General features: G+C 69.8%; 15 protein-coding genes and 1 tRNA gene. 8 read left to right on the top strand and 8 right to left on the bottom strand.

Annotated features, from left to right (window positions below; translation table 11 throughout):
* Positions 1 to 58 precede the first annotated feature (58 nt).
* Positions 59 to 1,126, top strand: coding sequence for a glycosyltransferase (locus tag BZF57_RS08930; RefSeq protein ID WP_086736871.1), 1,068 nt, complete (start codon positions 59 to 61; stop codon positions 1,124 to 1,126).
* On the opposite strand, the gene BZF57_RS08925 is transcribed toward BZF57_RS08930, so the two are convergent.
* Genes BZF57_RS08925 through BZF57_RS08915 form a run of 3 tightly spaced genes read right to left on the bottom strand, consistent with a single transcriptional unit; the run spans position 1,102 to position 4,072 of the window.
* On the bottom strand, positions 1,102 to 2,226 hold the full coding sequence (locus tag BZF57_RS08925) for a glycosyltransferase family 4 protein (protein ID WP_086736869.1): 1,125 nt from the start codon (positions 2,224 to 2,226) through the stop codon (positions 1,102 to 1,104). The genes BZF57_RS08930 and BZF57_RS08925 overlap by 25 nt on opposite strands.
* Positions 2,223 to 3,308 (bottom strand): glycosyltransferase, encoded by a 1,086-nt coding sequence (locus tag BZF57_RS08920; RefSeq protein ID WP_162290968.1) that lies wholly within the window; start codon positions 3,306 to 3,308, stop codon positions 2,223 to 2,225. Before BZF57_RS08920 ends, BZF57_RS08925 begins: the two co-directional genes overlap by 4 nt.
* Positions 3,305 to 4,072: an FkbM family methyltransferase gene (locus BZF57_RS08915; RefSeq protein WP_162290967.1), complete on the bottom strand. Its 768-nt coding sequence runs from the start codon at positions 4,070 to 4,072 to the stop codon at positions 3,305 to 3,307. The genes BZF57_RS08920 and BZF57_RS08915 overlap by 4 nt, the downstream gene beginning before the upstream one ends.
* 154 nt (positions 4,073 to 4,226) lie before the next feature.
* Here BZF57_RS08915 and asnB point away from each other — a divergent pair, with 154 nt between their 5' ends.
* From asnB to BZF57_RS08890, 5 genes are read left to right on the top strand one after another with little or no spacing between them, the layout of a single operon-like run.
* Positions 4,227 to 6,167, top strand: a complete 1,941-nt coding sequence (asnB, locus tag BZF57_RS08910) for an asparagine synthase (glutamine-hydrolyzing) (protein ID WP_086736863.1) — start codon at positions 4,227 to 4,229, stop codon at positions 6,165 to 6,167.
* On the top strand, positions 6,161 to 7,255 hold the full coding sequence (locus tag BZF57_RS08905; RefSeq protein ID WP_086736861.1) for an EpsG family protein: 1,095 nt from the start codon (positions 6,161 to 6,163) through the stop codon (positions 7,253 to 7,255). The genes asnB and BZF57_RS08905 overlap by 7 nt, the downstream gene beginning before the upstream one ends.
* Positions 7,249 to 8,355 (top strand): glycosyltransferase family 4 protein, encoded by a 1,107-nt coding sequence (locus tag BZF57_RS08900; RefSeq protein WP_206073229.1) that lies wholly within the window; start codon positions 7,249 to 7,251, stop codon positions 8,353 to 8,355. The genes BZF57_RS08905 and BZF57_RS08900 overlap by 7 nt, the downstream gene beginning before the upstream one ends.
* Before the next feature lie 55 nt (positions 8,356 to 8,410).
* Positions 8,411 to 9,709, top strand: coding sequence for a nucleotide sugar dehydrogenase (locus tag BZF57_RS08895; RefSeq protein ID WP_240505916.1), 1,299 nt, complete (start codon positions 8,411 to 8,413; stop codon positions 9,707 to 9,709).
* Positions 9,706 to 11,019 (top strand): sugar transferase, encoded by a 1,314-nt coding sequence (locus BZF57_RS08890; protein WP_086736854.1) that lies wholly within the window; start codon positions 9,706 to 9,708, stop codon positions 11,017 to 11,019. Before BZF57_RS08895 ends, BZF57_RS08890 begins: the two co-directional genes overlap by 4 nt.
* A gap of 65 nt (positions 11,020 to 11,084) precedes the next feature.
* On the opposite strand, the gene BZF57_RS08885 is transcribed toward BZF57_RS08890, so the two are convergent.
* Positions 11,085 to 11,159, bottom strand: a tRNA-Val gene (locus BZF57_RS08885).
* An 89-nt stretch (positions 11,160 to 11,248) separates the two neighbouring features.
* Positions 11,249 to 13,156, bottom strand: coding sequence for a signal peptide peptidase SppA (sppA, locus tag BZF57_RS08880; protein ID WP_086736852.1), 1,908 nt, complete (start codon positions 13,154 to 13,156; stop codon positions 11,249 to 11,251).
* 118 nt (positions 13,157 to 13,274) lie between these two features.
* Here sppA and BZF57_RS08875 point away from each other — a divergent pair, with 118 nt between their 5' ends.
* Together BZF57_RS08875 and BZF57_RS08870 are read left to right on the top strand one after the other, a co-directional pair.
* On the top strand, positions 13,275 to 14,291 hold the full coding sequence (locus tag BZF57_RS08875) for an aspartate carbamoyltransferase catalytic subunit (protein WP_086736850.1): 1,017 nt from the start codon (positions 13,275 to 13,277) through the stop codon (positions 14,289 to 14,291).
* Complete coding sequence (locus BZF57_RS08870) at positions 14,288 to 15,523, top strand: dihydroorotase (protein WP_086736848.1); 1,236 nt, start codon at positions 14,288 to 14,290, stop codon at positions 15,521 to 15,523. The genes BZF57_RS08875 and BZF57_RS08870 overlap by 4 nt, the downstream gene beginning before the upstream one ends.
* Positions 15,524 to 15,939: 416 nt before the next feature.
* Here BZF57_RS08870 and BZF57_RS08865 read toward each other — a convergent pair whose 3' ends face one another.
* Genes BZF57_RS08865 through BZF57_RS08855 form a run of 3 tightly spaced genes read right to left on the bottom strand, consistent with a single transcriptional unit; the run spans position 15,940 to position 18,809 of the window.
* The gene (locus BZF57_RS08865) at positions 15,940 to 17,304 is read right to left on the bottom strand and encodes an SPOR domain-containing protein (RefSeq protein WP_086736845.1); all 1,365 of its coding nucleotides are present in this window, start codon (positions 17,302 to 17,304) and stop codon (positions 15,940 to 15,942) included.
* A gap of 59 nt (positions 17,305 to 17,363) precedes the next feature.
* A complete protein-coding gene (locus BZF57_RS21605) occupies positions 17,364 to 18,065 on the bottom strand; it encodes a type II toxin-antitoxin system HicB family antitoxin (RefSeq protein ID WP_086736843.1) in 702 nt (233 codons plus the stop codon).
* 21 nt (positions 18,066 to 18,086) lie between these two features.
* Entirely contained in the window at positions 18,087 to 18,809 is a 723-nt protein-coding gene (locus tag BZF57_RS08855; RefSeq protein ID WP_086736841.1) for an AAA family ATPase, read from the bottom strand.
* Positions 18,810 to 19,044: the final 235 nt, after the last annotated feature.

Below are 19,044 nucleotides of genomic sequence, written 5' to 3'. Positions count from 1 at the left end.
GCGCCTTCGACATGGCCTGTCACTAGCGCTAAGTACCCGTTCGGGCAAAGGTTTCTTGATGACGCATAGCCGCGTATTGTTGCTTACGGGACATGACGGAGGGCGCGCCGGCGGCGGGCGCGAGGCGCTGTCGCGGCTGGTGGAGACGGTCGTTGCCGATCTGGCCGGGCCGCCCGCGGTCCTGCGGCTGTCGGGCAGAACGGGGGCGTGGGACGGCTTGCGCGGCCGGCTCGGCGGGTTCAACCGCGCTGCCGAAGCCGACCTTCGCGCCCGTCTGGCCGACCCTGCGCTCGCCCTGGTGCTGTGCGACGGCTCGCAGCTCGGCGCAGCGGCGGCGCTCGCCCGCGCGGCGCGGCCCGATCTTCCCGTCCTCACCTTCTGCCACAATTGCGAGACCGATTTCTTCGCCGGAGCCTGCCGGACATCACCGGGCATCCGGACGGCAGCCGTGTTAGCCGGACACTGGCAGGCCGAGCGGCTCGCTGTGCGCCATAGCAGCCGGTTAATCACGCTCACCGCGCGCGATAGTGAGGCGCTGGCCCGGCGGTTCGGGCGCGGGGCGGACGCGGTCATTCCGCTGGCGATGGAGGACGCCCGCGATCTTCTTGCAGCCCCCATGCAGCGCGCCGAGCCCTATGCGCTGTTTGTGGGCGGCGGATTTTTCGGCAATCTCGAAGGGCTGCGCTGGTATGCCCGCGAAGTCGCGCCGCGCGTGAAGATGCGCACGCTGGTGGTCGGGCGCGGGCTCGATGCGCTGGGTGCGCTCCCCGACAATGTCGAGAAGATCGGCCCGGTCGAGGACCTTTCGCCGTGGTATGCGGGCGCGGCGCTGGTGATCGCGCCGATCCTGTCGGGCTCTGGCATGAAGACCAAGGTCGCCGAGGCGCTGATGCACGGCAAGCGCGTGGTCGGCACCACCGAGGCCTTCACCGGCTACGGCGCGGATGTCGTCGCGGCGAACCATCTGTGCGATGATCCGCAGGCCTTCGCCGCCGCCATCAATGCCGCTTGCGCCGAGCCGCCGCCGGCCTTCGATCCGGCGCAGCGGGCGCTCTACGAGGCCCGCCATTCACGCGCCGCATTCCGCGACGCATTGGCGGCTCAGCTGCCGGTCACCTCGCGGTAGATCGCGGCGAGCTCCTCGGCGAGGGCGGCAAAATCGTGGCGTGCGAGCCGCGCGCGGCCTGCTTCGGCTAGCGCGGCGCAGGCCTCGGGGTCGTTCCACAAGGCGACGACGGCGGCGGCGGTGTCGGCGGGGTCGCCGAGTGCGAAGAAGCGGGCCGCGCCCTCCGCAAGCTCGCGGAACACCGGCGTATCGCTCGCCGCGATCGGCAGGCCCGCGGCCATCGCCTCGACCAGCGGAATGCCGAAGCCTTCATAGGCGGACGGGAACAGCAGCAGGTCGGCCAGATGGTACATCGCGCGCAGATCACCGCTGCCGACGCCGCTCAGCAACCGCACCGATCCGCCGAGGCCGTGGCGGGCAATGGCCGCTTCCAGCTCCGCTTCCGCGCCGCCCGGATTGCCGACCACCACCAGCGGCACGGTGAGGCCCTGCGCCTTAAGCTGCGCGATGGCCGCGATGGCCTGCCCGAAGTTCTTGCGCGGCTCGAGATGGCCGACGCCGAGCACGAAGCGCTCCGGCAGGTTCCAGCGCGCGCGCGTCGCCGCGCAGGCGGCTTCGTCCGGGCGGGCGAGTTCTTCCGGGCGCACACCGTTGTAGAGCCGCCGCACTCGCGCGCCCGGGTGGAAGGTGCGCAACTCCTCCGCCACGGTGTCCGAGACGGCAAGCGTCAGCCGCGCGCGGGCGAGGGCGCGGTGGAGGACGGGGCGCGCGATCAGCCGCTCGCTCCACGCCGCATCGGGGCGCACGGGCCTGAGGTCATGGATCGTCAGTAGGGTCGGGCAATCGGGCGCGATCACGGCGGGGAGGTGGAAGGCCTCGAACAGGTCGAGCCGGTCGCCCCGCAGGGCATGGCGCCAGTAGCCGAGGCCCGCCGCGAAGCGCGCGATCCGTCCCTCGGCGGGAAGCGGGGTCACGCGCGTCTCGACATTGCCGCAGTCCGCGAACCAGTCCGCGATCCGTGCGTCCTTCGGCTCGTAGATGATGAAGTGCCACTCGGGCCGCGCGCGGATCAGGGCGCCCAGCAGATGGCGGAAGCGCTGGTTGGCACCCGAGGGCCGCTCGGAAAAGCAGGTCGCGTTGAGGCCGATGCGCAGGCTCAATGTTCGGCCAGCCCGAGCAGTTCAAAGTGGCGGCGGATTACGCGGTCCTGTTCGAAGGGTGCGACCGCCTCGGCCAGCACTTCGGGCGCAATCGGGCGGGCGAGCGCCTCGCGCAGGGCGGCCGCGATCGAAGACGGGTCACCGACCTTCGCCAGATAGCCGTAGCGCCCGCCCTGAAGCAGCTCGCGCGGACCGGTGGGGCAGTCGGTCGCGACTGGGGTGCAGCCGCACATCATCGCCTCGACCAGCACGTTGGGCATACCCTCGACATGGCTGGAGAGGGCCGAGACCCGCGCGCGGGCGAAGTAGCGCAGCGGATTGTCGACCCGGCCCGGCAGGCGCACGCGGCTCCCGAGGCCGAGCTCGGCCACCAGCGCCTCGAGCGCAGCGCGTTCCGGCCCCTCGCCAAGGATCAGCAACCGCGCATCGGGCACCAGCGCCATGGCGCGGATGAGGTCGGCAAAGCCCTTCCACGGGGCGAGCGAACCGGCGGCGATCACCGGCGGGGGCAGGCCATCGGCGAGCCAGGGATCGTCCACCGGCTCGGCCATGCGCGCGCGGGCATCGGGGGTGGCGACGATGTTGTAGACGCAGACATGGCCCATGCGCGGGAACAGCGTCCGGTATTGCTCCACCATGTCCTGCGACACGCAGGTCAGCGCCTGCGCGTGCGGGGCGAGGGCGCGCATCGCCTGCTTGAGCACCCAGCGCTTGGTGAAGGGGGTCGAGGAATAGGTGTCGAACGGCGTCACCCGCGAAGATCCGCTGATCCGCGCCTTCGAGCCTGTCAGCAGCGCGGCGGCGAGGACGGTGCAGGTGAGGTGATCCTCGGCGCAGAACACCACCTCGGGCTGCTCGCGGCGCAGGTGGCGCATCAGCGGCACGATCATCCCGCGCACCTGGGCCGCGCCGATCACAAGCGTTTTCACGCCGGCAGGCGCGGGGGGCGTGAGGTCGGGGTCGCAGCGACCGATCATGAAGGTGACGTCATGCCCGCGCTCTGCAAGGGCTGCGGCGAAGCGGGCCTGCGCCAGCGGCACGCCGGAGATGGCGTGGCGCGGGGTGACAACGAGAATCCTCACCCTGCCACCCGCGCCAGCAGCCGGGCATAATCCCCGCGCGCGACCCGGCGCTCGGCGAGGAAGATGAAGTTGTTGCAATAGGGCACGCCGGGCTCGCCGAAGCGCTGGTGGCGCCCGGCATCGAAGCGGTCGATCGGCGTGAGCGTGCCGCCGCACAGGAACCACCCGCGATAGCCCTGCCGCAGGATGTCGGCGAAGGCCTCGGCGATAGGGCGGGCGATGTGGCGCTGCTCGATCTCGACGATCAGCGCCGGGCTGCTCGCTGCGATGGTCGCCGCCGCGCCGCGCAGCACGGCGTCCTCGTGCCCCTCGACATCGATCTTGATGAGCGCCGCATCGCGGATCGCGAGGCTGTCGAGCGGGGCGAGCGGCACCGCTACCCGCCGCCCGCTCGCCACCGCCCCGCCGGCGAGCGCGGCCGAGCTGTCATGCTCGACGCCGTTCTCGCCCGGAATCACCAGTTCGGCCGTGCCCACGCGGTCTGACAGGGCAAGCGCATGGACCGCCACGCCGGTGCGGCCGTGCGCCCAGGCGGCCAGCACGGCCGCGATCGCGGGATTGGGTTCGAACAGATCGACCCGCGCGCCGAGCCGGGCGAGGGTGAGCGCATAGGTCCCGTAATTGGCCCCGATGTCGAGCGCGCGCTCGCCCGGTGCGATCAGCAGCGGGAGCAGCGCCAGCTCGGCCTCCAGCCCGCCCGTGGCCTTGAGGAAGAGGTGCTTCACCGGCACCTGCCAGCGCGCCGGCAGGCGATCGCGCAACATGCTCTTGATCTGAGCAATTCCCCTCATTCCTGAAGCGGATAGGTATCACGCAAGGTCTTGTCTACAGGCGTCTTCCCCTTGTGCGGCGGCTGTTGTAGCCCATGCCTTGGGCCATGCCGCAGGGGTAGGGCGGGCAAGGCGAAAGGCGGATCGGATGTGCGGAGTGGCGGGGCTGTGGTCGCCCCCCGGACAGATCGCGGACACGGAGCTGCTCCGCCGTGCCGAGGGCATGGCCGCGACCCTTGTCCGGCGCGGTCCCGATGGCGCGGGGGTGTGGAGCGACGCTGCCGCCGGCATCGCGCTCGCCCATCGCCGCCTCGCGGTGGTCGATCTCAGCGAAGCCGGTGCCCAGCCGATGGCAAGCGCCTGCGGCCGCTATATGCTGAGCTACAATGGCGAGATCTACAACCATATCGACCTGCGCCGCGCGCTCGAGGCCCGCGGGATCGCCGGCTGGCGCGGCCATTCGGACACCGAGACGCTGCTCGCGCTGATCGCTGCCGACGGGCTCGAGGCCGCGCTCGGCCAGTGCGTCGGGGCTTTTGCCATCGCCCTGTGGGACCGGCATGAACGCCGCCTGCATCTCGCGCGCGACCGGATGGGCGAAAAGCCGCTCTATTACGGCTGGAGCGGGGAGGCGGGCGCGCGGGCGCTGCTGTTCGCGTCGGAGATGAAGGCCTTCCACGCCGTCCCCGGCTTTGCCGCAAGGATCGATCCGGCAGCGATGGCGCTCTACCTGCGCGCGAACGCAGTGCCCGGCGGCCACGCGATCCTGCGCGATGTCCACAAGGTGCGGCCCGGCCATATCGTGACCTTCACGGCGGAGACGCTGCGCTCCAGCTCGGGCGAGGGGGCAGGCACCGCCTATTGGCGCCTCGCCGACGTCATAGCGCGCCCGCTGGCGGAGGTTGGCGAGGCCGAGGCCGAAGCGCGGCTCGAGGCGCTGCTTCTCGAAAGCGTGGGCCAGCAGGTGCTCGCCGACGTGCCGGTGGGCGCGTTCCTGTCGGGCGGGATCGACAGCTCGCTCGTCACCGCGCTGATGACGCGGGTTTCGGCGGGGCGGGTCAAGACCTTCACCATCGGCTTCGACCATGCCGGTTTTGACGAGGCCCCCCATGCGCGCGCGGTCGCGGCGCATCTCGGCACGGATCATACCGAGCTCTATCTCGGCCCCGAGGCGGTGCAGGCCGAAATTCCGGCGCTGGCGGAGATCTATGACGAGCCCTTCGCCGACAGTTCGCAGCTGCCGACCCTGCTGGTGAGCCGCCTCGCGCGCAGCGAGGTCACCGTGGCGCTGTCGGGTGATGCTGGGGACGAGCTGTTCTGCGGTTACAACCGCTACCTCATGCCCCAGCGCAGCTTTGCCGCGATGCGCGCCGTCCCCGCGCCAGTGCGCCAGCTCGCGGCGGCGGGGATCGGGGCCGTGCCGCCCGCCGCATGGGACCGCGTCGGGCCGGTGCCGATGCTCGGCGTGAAGCTTGCCAAGGTCGCGCGGATGCTGCGCGGGCCGCTCGATACCCGCGCGATCTACCGCGCCAGCAGCGAGGAATGGGGCGAGGGCCTGCCGCTGCTCGGCGTTGGCGACGTCGCCTCTCCGGTCGATCTTACCCCTGCTCTGCGGGACACGCCCGAAGAGGCGATGATGCAGTGGGACATGACCGGCTATCTCACCGACGACATTCTCGTGAAGGTCGACCGCGCGGCGATGGCGCAGAGCCTCGAGGTGCGGGTGCCGCTGCTCGATCACCGGCTGATCGAATTTTCCTGGAGCCTGCCGCTCGACCTCAAGAAGCGCGATGGGCGCGGCAAGTGGCTGCTGCGCCGCGTGCTCTCGCGCCACGTGCCCGATGCGCTGATCGAGAGGCCCAAGGCGGGCTTTGCCGTGCCGGTGGGCGCGTGGCTGCGCGGGCCCTTGCGCGACTGGGCCGAAGACCTGCTCTCGCCCGAGGCCCTTAGCGCATCCGCGCCCTTCGATGTCGCGCCGATCCGCACGCGCTGGCGGCAGCACTGCGCGGGGACGCATGACTGGACCGGATCGCTGTGGGGCGTGCTCATGTTCCAGGCCTGGGCACGGCGCTGGGGTGCTGCGTGGTAATCTACTGGATCATGTTCGCCGTGCCTGCGGTGCTGGCGCTGCTCGAGCCGCCCGGCGACCGGCGCGCCGCGATGCCGGCACAGGTGCGCGTGCCCTACGCCTTCCTCTGGGCGCTGGTGGCACTGGCGCTGGTGACGATCATCGGCCTGAGGTGGGAGACCGGGGGCGACTGGGGCAATTACGACCGCATGGTGCAATCCGCGCTGTGGACCGACAACCGCTTCGGCCTGCTCGGCGATCCGGGCTTCCATGCGGTCACGCGGCTGGCGGCGCAAAGCGCCTACGGGATGCTGGTCGTCACCATGATCAGCGGCGTGGTGGTGACCGCCGGGCTGATCCGCTTCTGCCTCGCTCAGCCGCGCCCGTGGCTGTGCCTTGCAGTCGCGGTGCCCTATTTCGTCGTCGTGATGGGGATGGGCTACATCCGCCAGGGGATGGCCGTCTCGCTGCTGCTGATGGCGCTGATCGCGGTGCAGCAAGGGAGCGTCACGCGCTTCATCGGCTGGGTGCTGGCGGCGGCGCTGTTCCATTCGACCGCGCTGATCTTCCTGCCGCTGGCGCTGTTCATGGCGCGCGTCCACCCCTTCGCGCGGCTCATGCTGCTGCTCGGCGCGGCGGCGGTGCTCGGCACGGCGGCGACGGGCGAGCGGACGGGGCTGCTGCTGACCAACTATGTCGATCAGGAGATGACATCCTCGGGCGCGCTGGTGCGTCTCGCGATGACCGCGCTGCCGGGGGCGATCCTGCTCTACTGGCGCGGCCGCTTCGGCCTCACCTCGTCCGAGCGGTGGATCTGGATGATGCTCTCGCTCGGCGGCATTGCGGCGCTGGTGCTGGTGCTGGTGTTCCCCACCTCGACCGCAATCGACCGGGTCGGCCTTTACCTCCTGCCGTTGCAGCTCTTCGTCTATGCCCGTCTGCCCGATGCGCTGGCGGGGAACGACCGCACCGCGCGGGTGCTGGCGACCGCGATCGTCGCGCTCTACGCCGCAGCCTTCTACGTCTGGCTCAACTACGCGGTGAACGTCGAATACTGGCTGCCCTACCGCTTCTTCCTGTTCGAGGACGGCGTGTGTCTCGAGTGCTGATCTCGATCAACGCGGCCAGGAATGTCGTCAACTTCCGCGCTGCGCTGGTGCGGGCGCTGGTGGCGGACGGGCACGAGGTGATCGCCGCCGTCCCCGACGATGGCGCGCTCGCCGCGGTGGAGGCGCTGGGCGCGCGGGTGGCGGTGCTGCCGATGACGAGCGCGAGCACCTCGGTCACCGGCGACCTTGCCCTGCTGGGCCGCTACATCCGCCTGATCCGGCGCGAGCGGCCCGACGCCTATCTCGGCTGGACGATCAAGCCCAACACCTATGGCAGCCTCGCCGCGCGCCTCATGGGCGTGCCGCGGATCAACAATGTCTCCGGCCTCGGCACGGTGTTCATCCGCGAGAGCTGGGTGACGCGGGTGGCGGAACAGCTCTACCGCCTCGGCCTCGGCGGCTCTTCCACGGTGTTCTTCCAGAACCACGACGACCGCAACGAATTCGAGAAGCGCGCGCTGGTCGATCCCGCGCGGGTCGAGGTGCTGCCCGGATCGGGGATCGACGCGGCGCATTACGATCCCGCCGCCTTCCCCCGCGCCGGGGACGGCACGATCCGCTTCCTGATGGTTGCCCGGCTGATCCGCGACAAGGGCGTGGCCGAATTCGTCGAAGCCGCGCGGATCGTGCGCGCGCTCCATCCGCAGGCGCGCTTTGCCCTGCTCGGCTTCCTCGATGTCGACAACGCGACGGCCATTTCCCGCGCCGAGCTCGAAGGCTGGGTGGCCGAGGGCGTGGTCGAATATTGCGGCGCGGCCGATGACGTGCGGCCCTTCATCGGCAATTGCGACTGCCTTGTCCTGCCGAGTTATCGCGAAGGCCTCTCGCGCGTGCTGCTGGAGGCTGGCGCGATGGCGCGCCCGGCGATCGCGACCGATGTGCCGGGGTGCCGCGACGTGATCGTGCCGGGGGAGACGGGCCTGCTGTGCGCGGTGCGCGATGCGGCCAGTCTTGCCGAAAGCATGACCGCGCTGATCGCCATGCCGCCCGCAGCACGCGCCGCGATGGGGCGGGCGGCGCGCGCGCACATCGCCGAAAATTTCGATGAAATACGTGTAGTTAAGGCCTATCGCGCGGCGCTGGCTCGGGCTATCTCCTGATCCGGCCGCAGCGGCAATGACCGCGCGCGGCAGATCATGGGCAGGGGAGCGAGAGGTGACGGCGATCAGGGATGCCAGCGCAGCGGATATCGTTGTCGTCGGCCTCGGCTATGTCGGGCTGCCGCTCGCGGTGCGGCTGTCGCGCGATTTCCCCGTGCGCGGCTTCGATACGGACAGCGCACGCATCGCCGAACTGCGCCAGGGCCATGACCGCACGCGCGAGATCGAACCCGCCCCGCTGCTCGCGGCGCAAGCCGGAGGCAGCCTCACGCTGGTGGAGGACGCCGCCGCCTGCCGCGGGGCAGAGGTCTACATCGTCACCGTGCCCACCCCGGTCGGCCCCGACAACCGCCCCGACCTGACTCTGGTCGAGCGCGCCTGCGCCTCGGTCGGCGCGATGCTCGATCCCGCCGCGCGGCCGATCGTGGTGTTCGAAAGCACGGTCTATCCCGGCGTGACCGAGGACGTATGCGGCCCGATCCTCGCGCGTGTTTCGGGGCTGGAGCGTGGGCGCGATTTCTTCCTCGGCTACTCGCCCGAACGCATCAACCCGGGCGACCGCGAGCACACCGTCGACCGCATCACCAAGGTCGTCGCGGGCGAGAACCCCGAGGTGACGGACAGGCTCTGCGCGATCTATGGCAAGGTCACCAGCGGCGGGGTGTTCCCGGCCGCCTCGATCCGCGTCGCCGAGGCCGCCAAGGTGATCGAGAACGCCCAGCGCGACATCAACATCGCCTTCGTCAACGAAGTCGCGCAGATCACCCGCAAGCTGGGCATTTCGATTTGGGACGTGCTCGATGCGGCCAAGACCAAGTGGAACTTCCTGCCGTTCCAGCCGGGCATGGTCGGCGGGCACTGCATCGGGGTCGATCCCTATTATCTCAGCCACTGCGCACAGGGCCTTGGGCATGATCCGCAGGTGATTCTTGCCGGGCGTTCGATCAATGACGGCATGGCGGCGTGGCTGGCAGGCGAGCTTGACCGCGCGCTGGCGCCAGCCTCGAAGGTGCTGGTGCTCGGCCTTGCCTTCAAGGAGAACGTGCCCGACCTGCGCAACAGCAAGGTCGCCGATCTGGTCGCCGTGCTGGCGGGGCGCGGTCACAGCGTCGCGGTGCACGATCCGCTGGTCGACCGCGACGAGGCGCGCCACGAATACGGGCTGGAGCTCCTGCCCGATCTGCCTCGGGAGCCGCATGATGCGGTGATCATGGCGGTGCCGCACGCGATCTTCACCGCGCTGCCCGAGGCCCGCCTTGTCGCGCTGCTCCACGAAGGCGGATTGTTCGCCGACATCAAGAACGCCTTTCCGGCCCTCGACGCGGTGCCGGGCATCCGCAGGTGGCGGATATGAAGTCTGTCGCCAGCCCCTTGAGCACCGTGCTGTCCGCCCCGCGGCGCACGCGGGTGATCTGGGTGCGGCCGCTGTTCCAGCTGGTGGGATCGCTCTTCGCCGCCGTCGGCGTGCCCTATGCCATTGCCGCGGCGATCACGCCCGAGCTGCTGGCGCTCGATCTCTACTACGTCTCGCTCGCCGCTTCGGTGCTGGCGATCACGCTCGCGTTCTGGACCTATCGCAACATCGCCGCCTTCCCGGGTATCCGGTCGAGCTACTACATCCTGCCGGTGTTCCTCTCGAGCTTCGTGGCGGTGTTCACCGTGCTGTTTCTCGCGCGGCTCGGCTACAGCCGGCCCTTGCTGGTGACGAGCTTCGTCGTCGCGCTGGCGTGGTTCTACCTCGTCTATTTCATGATCCAGCGCCGCCAGACGCTCGAGATTGCGGTGGTGCCGTTCGGGCGGGTCGACAGCCTCTACGGGATCGAGCAGGTCGAATGGGCAGTGCTGGGCACCCCCGCGCTGCCGCCCTCGGCGCAATTGCTGACCGCCGATTTCGACAGCGACCTGCCCCGCGAATGGCTCAATTTCCTCGCCGAATGCGCGCTGCAGGGGGTGACGGTGCTGCACTTCAAGCAGCTGCGCCAGTCGCTGACGGGGCAGGTGCAGACCGAGCACCTCTCGGAAAACGCCGACGGCGCGCTGGCGCCGAGCGCAAACTACATCGCCCTGAAGCGGATCGCTGACACGCTGCTGGCGCTGGCGCTGCTGCCGGTGATGCTTCCGCTGTTCGTGATCGTGGGAATCGCGATCAAGCTCGATTCGCCCGGGCCAGTGTTCTTCCGCCAGGTGCGCATCGGCTATCGCGGGCGGGCCTTTACCGTGTGGAAGTTCCGCACGATGCGCACCGCCGCCGCGCCCCGGACCGCTTCCGTCAGCCACGACCCGCGCGAGCGCGCGATCACCCGCGAGGATGATCCGCGCATCACCCCCCTCGGCCGCTTCCTGCGCCGCACCCGGATCGACGAGCTGCCGCAGATCATCAACGTGCTGCGCGGCGAGATGAGCTGGATCGGCCCGCGGCCCGAGGCGCTGGAACTGTCCCGCTGGTACGAGACCGAGCTGCCCTTCTACCGCTACCGCCACGTCGTGCGCCCGGGCATTTCTGGCTGGGCGCAGGTCAGCCAGGGGCACGTGGCCGACCTCGATTCGGTGCTGAAGAAGCTCAATTTCGACTTCTTCTACATCAGCCGCTTCAGCCTGTGGCTCGACGTGCTGATCGTGCTGCGGACCATCAAGACGATGCTCACAGGCTACGGCTCGCGCTAGGCGCGCCCTGCTTGTCGCCGATGTGACAGAAAGTCCGCACCATCATCCCGCGCCGAGGGGGAGGATGGTGGGCGCGACAGGGATTGAACCTGTGACCCCACCCGTGTGAAGGGTGTGCTCTACCGCTGAGCTACGCGCCCGTCCGAAGGGGCCAGAGGCCCGGACAGGGGCGCGCCTTTACTAAGGCCTTGGACGCTTGGCAAGCGCTCGCAGCAGCCGCGATGCGCTTTTAGCGCGCGGTCAGCCACGCCAGCAGCGACAGCATCCCCGGGCCGCCTTCGCCGCGGGCCGGGGAAGGGCCTGAAACCGGCCCTCTGCCGACGGGGCAATCCATGCAGAAGGCCTGAATTCCGCGGGTTCCGAGCAGCCTTTCGGCATCGCGGGTGATGCGCGTGCCGAGGTCGGCGCGGTTCTGTGCGACCATCGCGAAAAGATCGCCGTTGGCGGGCACGGCGGCGCGGCCCTCGCTCTCGCTCGTCACCAGCCGGCGGATCAGCGAATCGTAATTGTCCGCCTTCTCGCCGAGGAACACCGCGTGCCATTCGCCGTCCTTGGCGCCGACCTTGGCCGCCGCCCAGGCGAGCGCGTCGGTCAGCCCGCCGAATTCGTCGACGAGGCCGATCTGGCGCGCCGTGCCGCCGTCCCACACCTGCCCCTGCGCGATCTGGTCGACCCGCTCGATCGGCATCCGGCGCGCGGCCGAGACCCTGCCGAGGAAGTCCTTGTAGGTGCCGCCGATCGAGGTCTGGAGCAGCGCGTCCATCGCCGGTGTAAAGCCGCCGAGGAAATCGGGCTGGCCCGAAAGCTCGGTGGTGCGATAGCCGTCCGAGGTCACGCCGAGTTTCGCCGCGGCATCCTCGAAGGTGGGCACTACGGCGAAGACGCCGATCGATCCGGTGATCGTCTCGGGCTCGGCGAAGATGCGGTCGCTCGAGGTCGAGACCCAGTAGCCGCCGCTCGCCGCGACGTTGCCCATCGAGACCGCGACGGGGATCTTGCGGTCGCGGAAGCGCTGGATCGCGCGGCGGATTTCCTCCGAGGCGGTGACCGATCCGCCGGGCGAATCGACCCGCACCACCAGCGCGGCCAGATCATCGTCGAGCGCATCGTCGAGCAGGTCGGCGATGCGCGTGCCGCCCGCCGTGCCCGGCCCGGCCTCGCCATCGACGATCTCGCCCGCGATGGTGACCACGCCGATCGTCTTGCCCTGCCGGATCTGGCCGAGGTCGGCGAGGTAAGGGGCAAGCTCGCTCGCGGCGAAGGTGCCCGGGCGGCTGTCCCACGGGTCTGCGCCGGCGAGCTCTGCCACCCGCGCGCCGAACTGGGCGCGGTCGCCGAGCTTGTCGACCATGCCGGCAGCGAGCGCGGCCTTGGCCATGTCGCCGCCCGAGCTGGCGATCCAGGCGACGGGATCGCCCGTCACCTGCGCCAGCTGCAGCTTGGGCCGCGCCTTGGTGACGTTGGCCTTGTACTCCTCCCACAGCGCTCCGTAGAGGCCCGAGGTGTTGGCGCGCGCCTCGTCCGACATGCCCGAGCGGGTATAGGGCTCCACCGCCGACTTGTATTCGCCCACGCGGTAGACGCGGGCCTTGATGCTGAGCTTTTCGAGCAGCCCGGCGTAGTAGAGGTGGTTGCCGCCCGGCCCGGCGATCATCGCCATGCCCTGCGGATCGAGCCACACCTCGCTCGCATGGGCGGCGAGCAGCATGTGATCGTCGGCATAGCCCATCGCATAGGTCAGCACCGGCTTCTTGGCCTTGCGCACCCGGTCCATCGCTTCGCCGATGTCCTTGAGGTGCACCTGCCCGCCGCCGAGGAAGGTGGTGAGATCGAGCACCACGGCCTTGATCCGGTTGTCGGTCGCCGCGGCATCGAGCGCGCGCACCACGTCGCGTGCGCGGGTCTCGCCCACCGGCGCGCTGCGCGAGAGCAGCGCCTCGATCGGGTCGAGCGCGGTCTTCTCCTCGACCACCACGCCCTGCAGGTCGATCAGCAGCGCCCCGTCACGCACCTGCCCGGGATTGGGGCGGGCCGAGAGGATCGCGAACAGGGCGACGAAGAACATCAGCATGAACGTCAGGACAAGCCCGTCCTTGATCCCGACGAGGACCTTCCACACCTTGCCCACGAAGCTCATTCACATGTCCCTTTTGCCTTGGCCCTGCCGGTGTAGGGTCTTTGCCACGCGAGTTCTATCGGAAAGCTTGACGAGCGGGTTGAGCGACAGACGCGCTTCGACTAAGCGCATCGCTTTAATGGCCAGCATCGATCCTAGCGCCCCCGAGGGCCGCTTTCCGCCCGGAAGGCTCGCCTTTCCGCACCGCGATCTCACCGGCATCGGGAAGCTCGCCCGGCACGAGATCCTCTACCTGCTCGATCAGGCCGAGCAGTGGGTGGCGCTGAACCGCCAGAGCGCCAAGCACACCGATCTTCTGGCGGGCCTCACCATCATCAACGCCTTCTTCGAGAATTCGACCCGCACGCTCCTGTCCTTCGAGATCGCGGGCAAGCGGCTGGGGGCGGATGTGGTCAACATGCACGCCGCGCAAAGCTCGGTGAAGAAGGGCGAGACGCTGATCGACACCGCGATCACGTTGAATGCGATGCGCGCCGATGCGATCGTGATTCGGCATGGCTCTTCCGGAGCGACGGGACTGATCGCGGACAAGGTCGATTGTCCCGTGCTCAACGCCGGAGACGGTCAGCACGAACACCCGACGCAGGCGCTGCTCGATGCGCTCACCTTGCGCCATGCGCTCGCCGAACGCGGGGAGGGGGCGGAGGATTTCACCGGCCTCAACGTCGTGATCTGCGGCGACATTCTACACAGCCGCGTCGCGCGCTCGAACATCCTGTGCCTGACCGCGCTGGGTGCCAAGGTCCGCGTCTGCGCTCCCCCGGCGCTGATGCCTGCGGGGGTCGAGGCGATGGGGGTCGAGGTGTTCCACAATTTCGACGCCGCGCTCGATGGTGCCGAGGTGGTGATGATGCTGCGCCTGCAATCGGAGCGCATGAGCGGGCAGTTCATCCCCTCCCCGCGCGAATACCGCCACCTTTATGGCCTGACGACAAAGCGCCTCGCGCTCGCCCGGCCGGACGCGCTGGTTATGCACCCCGGCCCGATGAACCGCGGGGTCGAGATCGACAGCGAGGTCGCCGATCTGGCGGGCCGGTCGCTGATCACCCGGCAGGTCGAGATGGGGGTCGCGATCCGCATGGCCTGTCTCGACGTGCTGACCCGCGAGGCGCGGGGCGTGGAGGGCTGGGCATGAAACAGGCGGCACCGCTCACCATCACCAACGCCCGGCTAGTGACGCCCGAGGGCTTCGTGCAGGGCGCGCTGCGCTGCTCCGAGGGGACGATCCTCGCCCTCGGGACCGATGTTGCGCCAGCGGAGGGCGACACCATCGTCGATGCGCGGGGCAAGCTGCTTGCGCCGGGGCTCGTCGACCTCGGGGTCTTCGCCATCGACAAGCCCGCGTTCCACTTCGGCGGGATCACCCGTGCGGCGCTGATGCCGGACCAGTCGCCCCCGCTCGATCTGCCGAGCCGCGTGGGCTTCATCGCCAAGAGCGGCAAGCCCGATCTGTGGGTTCACCCGCTCGCCGCCGCCACCCGTGGCCTCGAGGGGCGCGAGCTTGCCGAGCTGGCGCTGATGCAGGAGGCAGGCGCCAAGGCCGTCGCCACCGGGCGGCGCTGGATCGCCGATAGCGGCGTCATGCTGCGGCTGCTGCAATATGCCGCGATGCTGGGCCTCGTGGTCGTCACCCATGCCGAGGACGGCGGCCTCGTAGGAGAGGCCTCGGCCACCGCGGGCGAGATCGCGACCCGGCTTGGCCTCCCCGCCGCGCCTGCCGAGGCCGAGGCGCTTGCCATCGCCCGCGACATCGCGCTCGCCGAGCTGGCGGGGGCGCGGCTCCATATCCGGCAGGTCACCACCGCGCGGGGCTTCGATCTCGTGCGAGCCGCCAAGGCGCGGGGGCTGCCAGTCACCTGCGGGATCACCCCTGCGCATTTCCTTCTCTCCGACCTTGCGACGGTCGACTTCCGCACCTTCGCCCGCCTCTCGCCCCCCTTGCGCCCCGAGGCCGACCGGCAGGCGGCGCTCGCTGCGATTGCCGACGGGACGGTGGACGTCATCGCAAGCGGCCACGACCCGAGGGGGCCGGAGGACAAGCGCCTGCCCTTCGCCGATGCCGCGCCGGGGATGGCGGGGGCCGAGACGCTGCTTGCCACCACGCTCGGGCTGGTGAGGGATGGGGTGATCGACATCCCCCGCGCCTTCGAACTGCTGGCGACCAATCCCGCAAAGCTGCTGGGGGCACCCGCCGGGGCGCTGGCAGAGGGGCTCGAGGCCGACCTTGCCCTCGTCGACCCCGAGGCTCCGTGGATCATCGACCGCCGCAAGATGGAGGCGACGGCGGACAACACCCCCTTCGACCGGCAGGGCACGCAGGGCCGCGTGCTCGGGCTGTGGAAGGGCGGGGTGCGAATCGCGCTCTGACCCCCCGTCCTACACGAACCCCTTGGCGAGGACGGGTCTGGTGCCGTGAAACACGGGGTCTGACGCGGGCTAAAGGGGGTCTGGGAGGGGTCTAGCGGGGTCTGGAGCGGGTCTGGAAGGGCCTGAAACCGCCACTGGCCTGTTGGATTGCGGGGGCATTTTCGGCGGAATTCCGCCAATTTTCGCCGCCGCGCCGATGTTTCACGCCCGCGTTCCGGCGAAAACCCCCTGCTCCGGCACAGGCACACCCTATCGCGGGGGCACCTTTGTAGGAAAGCCCCTGCGCGCCCCCCGCATGGCCGGCACAGAAAAACTCCCGGACAGCGGGGGGGCTGTCCGGGAGAAAGGCTTGCTCATCCCGAAATTCGGGAAGCTTTACGGCTCCGCGCGCCAGCAGCGCAGCGGCGCCAAGTGACTTAACGCCGCGAGGCGACCTGCACGTCGCGCTTCACGACACCGGCAGGCGGGGTCGAAGAGGCATAGGCGAAGCAGCCGCGGCCCGCGGACTTGACCGTGCCGCACATCGCGCGGGCGCTCTGCGAGGTGAAGCCCTCGGCCGCGACGCGCCAGAAGGTGCGACCGTTTACCACCGCCTCGGTGATGACGGGCTTGCGGTCCTTGAGCTGCGGGAACTTGCCCTGAAGCACGCTCCAGCCGCGCAGGGCTTCGGCCTTGCTGTTGTACGATCCGAGCTGCACGTGATGCGTCGCCGGGCCCTTGTCGGCCGGAGCAGCGGCGGCCTGCGTGGCCGCCATGCGGCGCTGCGGGGCGGCTGCGGCGACGCGGGCGGGGGCCTGCGCACGGCGTGCGGCGGGGCTGACGGGGAGCTGCTGCACCACCGGGTTCGAGACATAGCGGATCGCAGCCGTCTCGGTCACGGCGGTCTCGACGCTCGGCTCGGGGGTGGCGAAGGCGGCGCTGAAGCTGGGCGAGGGCGCGTTATCGGCGACCGGCGCGGCCTCGGCGAAGGCCAGCGCGGTGTCTGCGGCGGGCTCGCCCTGCGGTGCGGCCTCGGCAACCATCACCGGAGCCTCGGGGAAGTTGGCGAGAGCGAGCTGCTGCGGCTGGCCCGCGTCCTGGCGCGGCTTGACGCCGAGCAGGCTGGCGATGCGCTCCTGATACATTTCCGGCGCGGACTGCGAGGCCCACTGCGACAGGCGCGCTTCGAGCTTGTCGGCGGGCACGTCCTCAGCCGCCATCACCCGCGCCGCACGCCAATTGCCGGCAAGCGCATAGGTGTAGGCGAGGTTCTGGCGCAGCTTCGGGGTCGCTTCCTCGGCGCTGCGCACGGCGTTGATCAGCACGTGGACGCCGCGCTCCGGCTGACCGGCGAGCGCGAGGGCAAGGCCGAGGTCGGCGGGGTCGATATTGGCGGACTGGTCGTCGAGCAGCGCGATCGCGGCCTGCGAATCGCCGGTGGCGATCTTGGCGAGCGCGAAGCTCAGCACGGTGCGCGGGTTGCCGTCACCCAGATCCATCGCATCGCCGAAGCTGGTCGCCGCCGATTCGAAGCGCCCGGCTTCGAGATAGGCTGCGCCGAGCAGCGCGCGGTAGGAAGGGTTGCGCGGATCGGCGAGCACCGCCGCTTCGGCGTAGTTGATGGCCTTGTCGACCTTGCCCTTGGCGAGCGCGGTCTGCGCGGCTTCGAAGCTTTCGGCGGCTTCGTTGCGCGGTGCGGCCGTGGCCATCGCCCCTGCCATCGCCAGCCCCGCAATCGCGGTGGTGACGGCGAGCGCGAGGCGCGGCGAGGCTTTCCGGCCGGTCTTGTTGCTGCTGTCCATGGTCATTTCCCCCGTTCGGTCTTGGCTGTTCACGTGGTGGTGGTGGGTTCGGCGCGCGATCAGTGGCGCTTCAGGTGATTGGCGATGACGTCGAGATCGTCGTATTCGGCGAGCAGACGGTCGAGCGCTTCGGTCACGAGCACCTGGGCGCTGACGCCCTGCATGGTCGCGGCGAGGCGCAGCTTGAGATGGCGGTCGGCATCGAGCCGCAGCGTGAAGGCGGCGCGGCGGCCGCTCTGCACGGCGGGCACGCGGGCCTTGGTCTTGGTGGCGGTGACGCGCGGCGCGGGTGCAGCGGCCGGCGCCTTGGCAACCGGGGCGAGCGGGGAGACGATCACGGCGTCTTCCTCGTAGTCCTCGCCTTCGTAATCATCGTCGCCGAGCAGCGAGGCGGCGTCGTAATCGTCCTCTTCCTCGCCATCCTCGTAGGCGCCGTATTCGGTATCGTAGTCTTCCGGGCCGGTCATCGCCGCATCGGCCAGAACGCGCTCTTCGAGGCGGCGCTGCTGGCGGCGGACGATCGGGCCGGGATTGGCGGTCACGGCGTCGGCATCGATATCGGCGTGGATCGGCACGATCTCGGCGCCGGTTTCACCGTCCGAATCGCCCATATCGTTCCAGCCGAGGTCCTCGAGGTGTTCCTCGCGGATCTCCGATTCGTCGGCCACCAGCGGCGCGACCTGCGGACGCATCGCAGGCTTGGCACCGCCTTTGCGGGCCAGGAGCGAGGGGCCGAGCGAGGCGAAACCGGAATCCGACATGGGGCTGGCCTTCCTTCGCGCTTACTGTGCGACCCGGCGACCGAAGCCACCCGCGGGACGCGGCACGCCGCCAAGCTGCTGGCCGATGCCGCCGGGGGCAGGGGCGAAGACCGTGCGGCGGAAGTTCTTTTCGAGCCGGTCGGCGATGTAGCGCCACAGCGCGCCGATCTCGGCGGCCGAGCGGCTTTCGGGATCGACTTCCATCACCGTGCGGCCGTCGATCATCGAGGCGGCGAAATCGGTGCGGTGGTGGAGCGTGATCGGCGCGACGGTGCCATGCTGCGACAGCGCGACCGCGGCTTCCGAGGTGATCTTGGCCTTGGGGGTGGCCGCGTTGACGACGAACACCAGCGGCTTGCCCGCGCGCTCGCACAGGTCGACCGTGGCACCCACGGCGCGCAGATCGTGCGGGGAGGGGCGGGTCGGCACGACGATCAGCTCGGCCACGGAGATGACCGACTGGATCGCCATGGTGATGGCGGGCGGGGTGTCGATCACCGCGAGCTTGAAGCCCTGCTGGCGCAGCACCTGAAGGTCATTCGCGAGGCGTGCGACCGTGGTCTGGGCGAAGGCGGGATATTCCGCCTCGCGCTCGTTCCACCAGTCGGCAAGGCTGCCTTGCGGGTCGATGTCGATCAGCACGACCGGCCCGGCGCCAGCGCGCTGGGCCTGGACGGCGAGATGTCCGGACAGGGTGGTCTTGCCCGATCCACCTTTCTGCGATGCCAAAGCGAGTACACGCAACGCCTGGGTCCCCCATGGATTGAACCGCTGCGGGTCGCCCTATTGCGACGCCTGACACCGGCTGGATGGACATGGGGATCGCAGGATACCCCTAATTTAGAGTTAACGGGCTGATCTTGGCTGAAATCGGCGGGGCCTTGGGGCGGCAGGGGCGTTGCGAGGCGCAATGCAACGATTTGCTAACCGTGTTTGGGCTAGGGAGGCTGCGACACTTCACCCTTTCCCGCGCGAGGCA

The sequence above is a fragment of the Erythrobacter colymbi genome, assembly GCF_002155685.1.
Lineage (GTDB): Bacteria > Pseudomonadota > Alphaproteobacteria > Sphingomonadales > Sphingomonadaceae > Erythrobacter > Erythrobacter colymbi.
Note: the sequence above shows the minus strand (reverse complement) of the source record. Positions and strands in the feature narration are given on the sequence as shown.